The organism is Rhizobium leguminosarum, assembly GCF_019798305.1.
Classification (GTDB): domain Bacteria; phylum Pseudomonadota; class Alphaproteobacteria; order Rhizobiales; family Rhizobiaceae; genus Rhizobium; species Rhizobium leguminosarum_U.
The window spans coordinates 33,999-45,000 of record NZ_JAAXDD010000028.1; the positions used below are offsets into that span (position 1 = coordinate 33,999).

Below are 11,002 nucleotides of genomic sequence, written 5' to 3' on the forward strand. Positions count from 1 at the left end.
GCGGAACCGCTCGCCAATAGCTTTTATCCCCGCGCTTGCCTCCCCCCGCCAAACTCGCTAAGAGACGCCGCAACTTGGGGCCTTTGGGGACCTGGGCTTAGAGCGGTTCCGGAAGTTGGGAATCTGGCTCTTGGGCCAAGCGGTCTGCCCCAGAGCTTTCGTGATGCCGGGTCCGGTTTTCCGCTTTCCCGGCGCCAGTCGTGGTAGAGGCATATGGCACGCATCGTAATGAAATTCGGCGGCACGTCCGTCGCTGACCTGGACCGCATCAAGAATGTTGCCCGCCACGTAAAACGCGAAGTCGATGCCGGGCACGAGGTCGCGGTGGTGGTGTCGGCCATGTCCGGCAAGACCAATGAACTGGTCGGCTGGGTCCAAGGCACGCCGAAGGTGATCGGCGCCAATTCTCCGTTTTACGATGCGCGGGAATATGACGCTGTGGTCGCATCCGGCGAGCAGGTGACATCCGGGCTGCTGGCCATTGCATTGCAGGCGATGGATATCAATGCCCGTTCCTGGCAGGGATGGCAGATCCCGATCCGCACCGACAATGCGCATGGCGCGGCACGGATCATGGAGATCGACGGCTCCGACATCGTCAAGCGGATGGGCGAGGGGCAGGTCGCCGTCATCTCCGGCTTCCAGGGGTTGGGGCCTGACAACCGTATCGCGACGCTCGGGCGCGGCGGATCGGACACTTCGGCCGTTGCAATCGCGGCAGCTGTCAAGGCGGATCGCTGCGATATCTATACCGATGTCGACGGCGTCTACACGACCGACCCGCGCATCGTGCCGAAGGCGCGCAGGCTGAAGAAGATCGCCTTCGAGGAAATGCTGGAAATGGCCTCGCTCGGCGCCAAGGTACTGCAGGTGCGCTCGGTCGAGCTTGCCATGGTACACAAGGTGCGCACCTTCGTGCGCTCGTCATTCGAAGATCCCGATGCTCCGGGCATGGGCGATCTGTTGAACCCGCCCGGAACGCTGATTTGTGACGAGGATGAAATCGTGGAACAGGAAGTAGTCACCGGCATCGCCTATGCCAAGGATGAGGCTCAGATCTCGCTTCGCCGTCTTGCCGACCGGCCGGGGGTTTCCGCGGCGATCTTCGGGCCGCTCGCCGAATCTCATATCAATGTCGACATGATCGTCCAGAATATCTCCGAGGATGGGTCGAAGACCGATATGACCTTCACCGTACCATCAGGCGACGTCGAGAAGGCGATCAAGGTGCTCGGCGACCATAAGGAGAAGATCGGCTACGATGTCGTGCAGAACGAATCGGGGCTGGTGAAAGTATCGGTCATCGGCATCGGCATGCGCAGCCACGCGGGCGTTGCCGCGACCGCATTTCGTGCACTTGCCGAAAAAGGCATCAACATCAAGGCGATCACCACCTCCGAGATCAAGATTTCCATCCTGATCGACGGTCCCTATGCAGAACTCGCTGTCAGGACTTTGCATTCCTGCTACGGTCTGGATAAGAATTGATTCCCAGTGGGCGGCCTGCCCCTTCAGGTTGAGGAGACGAGGGCCGGCCTGCCGGGACTGAGTGCGTTGTTTCGGGAGCTTGAGACGCCATGAGAGACCTTTCCGGCGGTCCGCGCGTGCTGCTCAGGCGGCTGCGCGAGTTGATGGCGGAGCCGCTGGAGCCGCAGGAGCGTCTTGACCGGATCGTTCGCCAAATCGCCGGCAATATGGTGGCGGAGGTTTGCTCCGTCTACGTGCTGCGCGCCGACGGCGTACTTGAACTCTACGCAACCGAAGGCCTCAACCGCGAGGCCGTGCACCTGGCGCAACTGAAGATGGGGCAGGGCCTGGTCGGCACCATCGCGGCATCGGCCCAGCCGTTGAACCTTTCCGACGCGCAGTCGCACCCTGCTTTCCGCTACCTGCCGGAAACGGGCGAAGAAATCTACCATTCCTTCCTCGGCGTGCCGATCCTCAGGACCGGGCGCTCGCTCGGCGTTCTCGTCGTGCAGAACAAGGCGAGCCGCAACTATCGCGAGGAAGAGCTGGAAGCGCTCGAGACGACGGCGATGGTGCTTGCCGAGATGATCGCCACCGGCGAACTCAAGAAGATCACCAAGCCGGGCCTCGAACTCGATCTGACGCGTTCGGTGACGGTCGACGGCGACACCTATAATGATGGCATCGGCCTCGGTTACGTCGTGCTGCACGAGCCGCGCATCGTCGTCACCAACCTGTTGAACGAGGATGCCGAGAAGGAAATCCGGCGACTGGCAGAAGCTATGGGCTCGCTTCGGATTTCGATCGACGACATGCTGTCGCGTCGCGACGTCTCGATGGAGGGCGAGCATCGCGAGGTGCTCGAAACCTATCGCATGTTCGCCCATGACCAGGGCTGGGTGCGCAAGCTCGAGGAGGCGATCCGCAACGGCCTGACGGCAGAAGCGGCGGTCGAGAAGGTGCAGAGCGACACCAAGGCGCGGATGATGCGGTTGACCGACCCTTATCTGCGCGAACGCATGCATGATTTCGAGGATCTGGCGAACCGTCTGCTCAGACAGTTGACCGGTTATACCGGCCGGACGACCGCCGAAGGTTTCCCCAGCGACGCAATCATCCTGGCGCGTGCGATGGGAGCAGCCGAACTGCTCGATTATCCGCGTTCCAATGTCCGTGGGCTGGTGCTGGAAGAAGGGGCGGTGACGAGCCACGTGGTGATCGTCGCGCGCGCCATGGGTATTCCCGTCATCGGTCAGGCTGCGGGCGTGGTGGCGCTCGCCGAGAACGGCGATGCCGTCATCATCGACGCCGACGAGGGACATGTGCATCTGCGGCCGATGGCCGATCACCGGCGCTCCTACGAGGAAAAGGTTCGCTTCCGGGCCAGGCGGCAAGAGCAGTTCCGGGCGTTGCGCGCCGTCGAGCCGGTGACCAAGGACGGGCAGCGGATCGCGCTGATGATGAATGCCGGACTGCTGGTCGACCTGCCGCAGCTTTCGGACTCGGGTGCCGAGGGCATCGGCCTGTTCCGCACCGAGCTGCAGTTCATGATCGCCTCCACCATGCCGAAGGCGGAGGAGCAGGAGCAGTTCTATCGCAATGTGATAAAGCAGGCGGCGGGTCGCACCGTCACTTTCCGTACGCTCGACATCGGCGGCGACAAGGTCGTGCCGTATTTCCGTGGCCATGAGGAAGAAAATCCCGCCCTCGGCTGGCGCGCCATCCGGCTATCGCTCGACCGGCCGGGGCTATTGCGCACCCAGTTGCGCGCCCTGCTGAAGGCATCGGCCGACACCGAGCTGAAGCTGATGGTGCCGATGGTGACGGAGGTTTCCGAGCTGAAGATGGTGCGCGAGCTGTTGCAGAAGGAAGTGCAACACCTCTCGCGCTTCGGCCACGGGCTGCCGCGCAAGCTGCAATTCGGGGCGATGCTGGAGGTGCCGGCACTGCTTTGGCAGCTCGATGAATTGATGGAGGCGGTCGATTTCGTCTCGGTCGGTTCGAATGATCTCTTCCAGTTCTCGATGGCGGTCGATCGCGGCAATGCGCGGGTTTCGGACCGCTTCGATCCGCTCGGCAAGCCGTTCTTGCGCATCCTGCGCGATATCGTGCGCGGCGCGGACCGGAACAAGACACCGGTGACGCTCTGCGGCGAGCTCGCCAGCAAACCGATCTCGGCGATGGCGCTGCTCGGCATTGGTTTCCGCTCGATCTCGATGTCGCCGGCCTCGATCGGACCGGTGAAGGCGATGCTGCTCGGGCTCGATGTCGGGGCACTGACGAAGGCGATGGACGAGGTGCTGGACGATCACCACGCCTTGATGCCGATGCGCGAGGTGCTTGCCCGCTTCGCCGAGAGCCACAATATTCCCCTTTAGACAGAGATTAAGAAGAATCGGAGTGAAGGGTGGCGAAGCTTCCCGTTGAAAAGATGCGCGAGCTGGAACGCCGTTTCGGCGAGATCGAGGCGCGCATGTCGGCTGGTCCGGCTGCCGATGTCTATGTGAAGCTCGCATCCGAATATTCCGAGCTGCAGCCTGTCGTGACGAAGATCCGCGTCTATGAGAAGGCGATCGCCGAGCTTGCCGACCTCGAAACGCTGCTCGAGGACAGGTCGGTCGACCGCGAGATGCGCGACCTCGCCGAGTTGGAGCTGCCCGAGGTGAAGGAGCAGATCGAGGCGCTCGAGCAGGAGATGCAGATCCTGCTTCTGCCGAAGGATGCAGCCGACGAAAAGAGCGCGATCCTCGAAATCCGCGCCGGCACGGGCGGCTCGGAAGCCGCCCTTTTCGCCGGCGATCTCTTTCGCATGTATGAGCGCTTTGCGGCGGAAAAGGGCTGGAAGGTGGAGGTGCTCTCGGCAAGTGAGGGCGAAGCCGGCGGCTACAAGGAAATCATCGCGACGATCACCGGCAGGGGCGTCTTTGCCAAGCTGAAATTCGAATCCGGCGTGCATCGCGTGCAACGCGTGCCGGAAACCGAGGCGGGAGGGCGTATCCATACGTCGGCCGCAACGGTTGCGGTGCTGCCAGAGGCCGAGGAGATCGACATTGAGATCCGGGCTGAAGATATCCGCATCGACACGATGCGCTCTTCGGGTGCGGGCGGCCAGCACGTCAATACGACGGACTCGGCGGTGCGCATTACCCACCTGCCGAGCGGCATTGTCGTCACCAGCTCGGAAAAATCGCAACACCAAAATCGCGCCAAGGCGATGCAGGTACTGCGCTCCAGGCTCTACGATGCCGAGCGGCAGAGAGCCGACAGCGAGCGCTCTGCCAATCGCAAGAGCCAGGTCGGCTCCGGCGATCGCTCGGAGCGTATCCGCACCTATAATTTCCCGCAGGGGCGGGTAACGGACCATCGCATCAACCTGACGCTCTATAAGCTCGACCGGATGATGGAAGGTGAGATCGAGGAGGTCGTCGACGCGCTGATGGCCGATTACCAGGCCAGCCTGCTGGCGCAGCTCGGCGAGCAACAATGAGCTCGACGGTCGCCGATATGCTTGCCGATGCGCGCCGCCGCTTCACCGAAGCCGGTATCGTCGACCCGGCGACCGATGCGCGGCTGCTTGTCGCGGGCCTTCTGACATTGTCGCCGACCGAGCTGTTGACGCGATCGGCCGAGAGGCTTTCTGCCGAGCAGGCCGAAGTGATTTTCAAGGCGCTGGAGCGGCGGCTCGGTCATGAGCCGGTGCATCGCATTCTCGGCGAGCGGGAATTCTACGGCCTGCCGCTTCGGCTCTCGGCTGAAACGCTGGAACCACGGCCGGATACGGAAATCCTGGTCGATACGGTTCTCGTCTATCTCAAAGACCTTGCAAAGGCGCAAAACCGTCTCCATATCCTTGACATGGGAACCGGGACCGGGGCGATATGCCTTGCGCTTTTGAGCGAATGTCCTGATGCGTCGGGTGTCGGCAGCGACATATCGGCGGATGCACTTTTGACGGCAAGATCGAATGCAGAAAGAAACGGGTTGCAGGATCGTTTTGAGGCCGTACAGTCGAATTGGTTCGAGGACATCCAGGGATCCTTTCACGCGATTGTCTCAAATCCGCCCTATATTGCTTCCAATGTCATTCACGATCTCGCTCCCGAAGTGACCAAATTTGATCCGGCTGCGGCTCTGGATGGCGGCCCGGATGGGCTTGACGCTTACAAGGCCATAGCTAAGGATGCGGCAAGGTTCATCAGACCCGATGGCGTCGTCGGACTGGAGATCGGCTACGATCAGCGTAACGACGTGACGGCGATCTTTGAAGCGAAAGGCTTCAGGTGCCTCAAATCCGTGAAAGATTATGGTCAGAACGACAGGGTGCTCATGTTCGCGCTCGCGTGAGAGACGATAATGCGGCATTGAACAGGACATTATTGTTATTGCGAAGAAAAGGCTTGGATTTCCCGGTGAAGCAATATAGGTTGCGGTCACGTGTTGGGCAGATAGGAATGAACGAGATTCGTTCGGTACTTGGTTTGCCTCGGGGGTCCGCTCTTTTAAACGAGAGTTTCAACGGTTGAACACGACCCAATGCGTGAATCAGTCAAACTGACTTGAGAACCAAGCGGCAGGTCGGCGCAAAGGCGCAGTATGCTCGCGGCACAAAGGTCCTGACCCGGTTTCCGGTCATGGCGGTTGGTGCCATGTATCCATCACAAACAGAGAATTCAGGTGAACGATCGATGAGGCCAGGACAGCAGAACAAGCGCGGTCGAGGGCGTGGTAACAATAATAACGGCGGCGGTGGCGGCGGTGGAAATAACAATAACAACAATTTCAACCGCAAGGGCGGCAATCCGCTGACCCGGTCATATGACAGCTCCGGCCCCGATGTGAAGATTCGCGGTACGGCGCAGCATATCGCCGAAAAATACGCGCAGCTGGCCCGCGACGCCCATAGCTCCGGTGATCGCGTGATGGCCGAGAACTATCTCCAGCACGCCGAACATTATAATCGTATTATCGCCAGCGCCCAGGCGCAGATGCAGGAACGCTTCCAGCGCGACGACCGCGGCGAGTACAATGATCGCGACGGTGTGGACCGCGACGGCGACGATATGGACAACAATGACAATGAGAATGACAATGACGGCGACGATGTCGTTATCGTCCAGCCGCCGCAGAGCAGGCCGCACCAGCCGCAGCAGAGCAGACAACACCAGCCGCAGGCACAGCCGAAGCCGGTAGCCGCTCAGGCGCCTGCACCGGCACCCCAGTCCGAGGTCATCGATGGAACCGGCCCGCAGCCGGAGATCGAAGGCATTCCGGCTGAAGTCGCGATGGACGAGGAAGGTGCCGGCGGCCAGCCGCGCGAACGCCAGCCCCGCCGCCGCAGCACCGGCAGCCGTCCCCGGCGCCCGCGTCGCGGCGCTGAGGGCGAAGAAGCAGCCGCTGAAGGCGAAGGCGCCTCTGGCGAGGCGCCAGTGCTGGCTGACGCCGCATCGGAATGAGGATTTCGCTCTCTTTCTGAAGAGAGCGTGACGTTCATGCCATCTGCACGAATTGCTTTGAAAATCCCCGGCCTTTTGCCGGGGATTTTCATTTTACTGGCTCTTTAAACTCGCAGAACAGGCTACCATATTCTCCTCGAACTGCTTCGCCCAAATATCAGACGGGCAAAGCGCGGCCTGCCTTTTCAGGGGGTCGATCTCAATCATCGGTCTGCGCCTCGTCAGGGCAGGGCGATCCATGGAGGTAGGATATGAATATCGAGAAATATTCGGAGCGGGTGCGCGGCTTCATCCAGTCCGCCCAGACCTATGCGCTGGCGCAGGGGCATCAGCAATTTACACCTGAACATGTGCTGAAAGTTCTGCTCGATGACGATCAGGGCATGGCGGCGTCGCTGATCGAGCGCGCCAGCGGTGATGCCAAGGCCGCCCGCCTGGCCAATGACGCGGCTCTCGCCAAGTTACCGAAGATCTCCGGCGGCAACGGCAACATCTATCTGGCACAACCGCTCGCCAAGGTCCTTTCGACCGCCGAGGAAGCGGCGAAAAAGGCCGGCGACAGCTTCGTCACCGTCGAGCGCCTGCTGCAGGCGCTGGCGATTGAATCCTCGGCCTCGACCTTTTCGACGCTGAAGAACGCAGGTGTGACAGCCCAGGGCCTCAACCAGGTCATCAACGACATCCGCAAGGGCCGGACGGCGGATTCCTCCAATGCCGAGCAGGGTTTCGACTCGCTGAAGAAATTCGCACGCGATCTCACCGCCGAGGCCCGCGAGGGCAAGCTCGACCCGGTGATCGGCCGCGACGATGAAATCCGCCGCACCATCCAGGTGCTTTCGCGCCGTACCAAGAACAATCCCGTGCTGATCGGCGAACCCGGCGTCGGCAAGACGGCGATCGTCGAGGGCTTGGCGCTGCGCATCGTGAACGGTGACGTGCCGGAATCGCTCAAGGACAAGAAGTTGATGGCGCTCGACATGGGCGCGCTGATTGCCGGTGCGAAATATCGCGGCGAATTCGAGGAGCGGCTGAAGGCCGTGCTCAGTGAAGTCCAGGCGGAAAACGGCGAGATCATCCTGTTCATCGACGAAATGCATACGCTGGTGGGCGCCGGTAAAGCGGATGGGGCGATGGATGCCTCCAACCTTCTGAAGCCGGCCCTTGCCCGCGGTGAGCTGCATTGCGTCGGTGCGACCACGCTCGACGAATACCGCAAACATGTCGAGAAGGATCCGGCTCTTGCCCGCCGCTTCCAGCCCGTCGTCGTCGATGAACCGACAGTCGAAGACACGATCTCGATCCTGCGCGGCCTGAAGGAAAAATACGAGCAGCATCACAAGGTGCGCATCGCCGATGCGGCGCTGGTGGCCGCAGCGACACTTTCCAACCGCTATATCACCGACCGTTTCCTGCCTGACAAGGCCATCGACCTGATGGACGAGGCGGCAGCGCGGTTGCGCATGCAGGTGGATTCCAAACCGGAAGAGCTCGACGAACTCGACCGCCGCATCATGCAGCTGAAGATCGAGCGCGAAGCGCTGAAAAAGGAAACGGACGTCGCGTCCGCCGACCGTCTGAAGCGGCTTGAAACCGAAGTGACCGATCTCGAGGAGCAGGCCGATGCGCTGACGGCCCGCTGGCAGGCGGAAAAGCAGAAGCTCGGCCTTGCCGCCGATCTCAAGAAGCAGCTCGACGATGCCCGCACCGAACTGGCGATCGCCCAGCGCAAAGGTGAATTCCAGCGCGCCGGCGAGCTGACCTACGGCGTTATTCCGGATCTCGAAAAGCAGCTCGTCGATGCCGAGAAGCAGGATGGCGAACGCGGCGCGATGGTGCAGGAGGTCGTCATCCCCGACAATATCGCCCATGTCGTTTCCCGCTGGACCGGTATTCCGGTCGACAGGATGCTGGAGGGCGAACGTGACAAGCTGCTCCGGATGGAAGACGAGTTGGCGAAATCGGTGATCGGTCAGGGTGATGCGGTTCAGGCCGTGTCGCGCGCCGTCCGCCGCGCGCGCGCCGGCCTGCAGGATCCGAACCGGCCGATCGGCTCGTTCATCTTCCTCGGCCCGACCGGGGTCGGCAAGACGGAACTCACCAAGGCGCTCGCCCGCTTCCTCTTCGACGACGAAACGGCGATGGTGCGCATGGACATGTCGGAATATATGGAGAAGCACTCCGTTGCCCGGCTGATCGGTGCGCCTCCCGGCTATGTCGGTTATGATGAAGGCGGAGCGCTGACGGAGGCCGTGCGCCGCAGGCCCTATCAGGTCGTGCTGTTCGACGAGATCGAAAAGGCGCATCCCGACGTCTTCAATATCCTGCTGCAGGTGCTGGACGACGGACGCCTGACGGACGGCCAGGGCCGGACGGTCGATTTCCGCAACACGATGATCATCATGACCTCGAACCTCGGCGCCGAATATCTGACGCAACTGAGGGACGGCGACGACAGCGACACGGTTCGCGAGCAGGTGATGGAGGTCGTGCGCGGGCATTTCCGACCGGAATTCCTGAACCGCATCGACGAGATCATCCTCTTCCATCGCCTGAAGCGCGAGGAAATGGGCGCAATCGTCGATATCCAGCTGAAGCGGCTGGTGGCTCTGCTGTCCGAGCGCAAGATCGTCATCGATCTCGACGAGGAAGCCCGCCACTGGCTGGCGAACAAGGGTTACGATCCGGTCTACGGCGCAAGGCCGCTGAAGCGGGTGATCCAGAAGTTCGTGCAGGATCCTCTGGCCGAACAGATCCTGTCCGGCCAGGTGCCGGATGGATCGACGGTGACGGTGACGAGCGGTTCCGACCGGCTGCAGTTCAGGACGAGGCAGACGGTGAGCGAAGCCGCGTAAACCGGTTTGCCGGATGAATGAGAAATGGCGGCTTCGGCCGCCATTTTCGTTGGGTGGTCGAGACCTACTTGCTCGCCACCTGGTCTGGCGTCTGGTTGTTCAGCAGCGTATCGATGCGTTTGCGCTCGTCCTCGAATTTCGCCAGCGCCTCGCCCTGCAGCGATTTGCCGCCCGGCAGGCGGATGCGCAGCGGATCGACCTTGGTGCCGTTGACGATCAGTTCATAATGCAGGTGCGGGCCGGTGGATTCGCCTGTCGTGCCGACCCAGCCGATCACCTGGCCCTGGCGGATCTTGGCACCAGGGACGACGCCCTTGGCAATGGCGCTCTGGTGATTATACGAGGATTCATAGCCGTTGGCATGGCGCACGATCGTCTGGTTGCCATAACCGCCGGAATCCCAGCCGGCTTTTTCGACCGTGCCGTTGCCGGCGGCGATGATCGCCGTGCCGCGCGGTGCTGCCCAATCGACGCCGGTGTGCATGCGGGCAAAACCGAGGATCGGGTGGCGGCGCATGCCGAAGCCCGATTTGAAGATGCCGTTCGGCACCGGGTTGCGCAGCAGGAACTGGCGGATACTCTTGCCGTTCTCGTCGAAATAATCGACCGTACCGTCGTCGGGGTCCTGGAAGCGGTAGAAGCGCGTCTGCGTGTCGCCGAAACGGGCGTTGACGTAGAGCAGTTCGGAGTCCTCGGTCGCCTGGCCGCCGCTGTCGGCGACGGAGAAGAAGGCCTCGAGACTGTCGGTCGGCCTCAACTGCGCCTGGAAATCGACATTGCTGGCGAGCAGCTTGATGATCAGAGCCGTCATATCCTTGGTCATGCCGTAGGAAAGGGCAGCACGATAGATGCCGTCATAGACGCGCGGCAGGTTCTGGCCGGGGGGCGGTGCAAAGGAATTATCATCGAAAGCGGTGGCGATGGCATCCAGCACCGGCGGCTCACTGCCGGGCACGTATCTGCCCTTGTCGTCGACGGCCACGGTGACGAGATGGCGCGTGCCGCGGTAGACGCTGGCTCGGATGATCTTTGCCTGTTCGCCCTTCTGAATGATGCCGATGCGCAGCACATCGCCCTTGTCGAGATCACCAGAACCCAGTTGCTGCGCGATATAGCCGGCAATGCCATCGGCATATTGCTGCGGATAGCCTGAATCCGTCAGCGCCTTGGCGATGGGCGTGTCGAGGCGCACGGGCAGGATGTCGTCGGCGAATTCTTCGGTCTGCGGCG

The 11,002-nt window shown here is 61.7% G+C and carries 7 protein-coding genes (1 of these 7 running past the window's edge); 6 read left to right on the top strand and 1 reads right to left on the bottom strand.

The genetic code is table 11. The features are described from left to right. The first annotated feature begins 213 nt into the window (after positions 1-213). From HFO99_RS32120 to clpB, 6 genes are all read left to right on the top strand, one after another. On the top strand, positions 214-1,488 hold the full coding sequence (locus tag HFO99_RS32120) for an aspartate kinase (protein WP_011653679.1): 1,275 nt from the start codon (positions 214-216) through the stop codon (positions 1,486-1,488). An 89-nt stretch (positions 1,489-1,577) separates the two neighbouring features. Then, positions 1,578-3,845 (top strand): phosphoenolpyruvate--protein phosphotransferase, encoded by a 2,268-nt coding sequence (gene ptsP / locus HFO99_RS32125; RefSeq protein ID WP_222365663.1) that lies wholly within the window; start codon positions 1,578-1,580, stop codon positions 3,843-3,845. Positions 3,846-3,874: 29 nt separating this feature from the next. Further along, on the top strand, positions 3,875-4,954 hold the full coding sequence (gene prfA, locus HFO99_RS32130) for a peptide chain release factor 1 (RefSeq protein ID WP_222365664.1): 1,080 nt from the start codon (positions 3,875-3,877) through the stop codon (positions 4,952-4,954). Further along, positions 4,951-5,811: a peptide chain release factor N(5)-glutamine methyltransferase gene (gene prmC, locus HFO99_RS32135; RefSeq protein WP_222336332.1), complete on the top strand. Its 861-nt coding sequence runs from the start codon at positions 4,951-4,953 to the stop codon at positions 5,809-5,811. Before prfA ends, prmC begins: the two co-directional genes overlap by 4 nt. Before the next feature lie 341 nt (positions 5,812-6,152). Continuing rightward, positions 6,153-6,920: a DUF4167 domain-containing protein gene (locus HFO99_RS32140; protein ID WP_222365665.1), complete on the top strand. Its 768-nt coding sequence runs from the start codon at positions 6,153-6,155 to the stop codon at positions 6,918-6,920. A gap of 251 nt (positions 6,921-7,171) precedes the next feature. After that, positions 7,172-9,772, top strand: a complete 2,601-nt coding sequence (gene clpB, locus HFO99_RS32145; RefSeq protein WP_222365666.1) for an ATP-dependent chaperone ClpB — start codon at positions 7,172-7,174, stop codon at positions 9,770-9,772. Between the two features lie 64 nt (positions 9,773-9,836). Here the strand turns inward: clpB and HFO99_RS32150 are convergent, their stop codons facing one another. Continuing rightward, on the bottom strand, positions 9,837-11,002 hold the 3' portion of the coding sequence (locus HFO99_RS32150) for a M23 family metallopeptidase (protein WP_222365667.1). Its footprint extends 775 nt past the window's final position; the window shows 1,166 of its 1,941 coding nt (coding positions 776-1,941); its start codon lies beyond the right edge, outside the window; its stop codon occupies positions 9,837-9,839.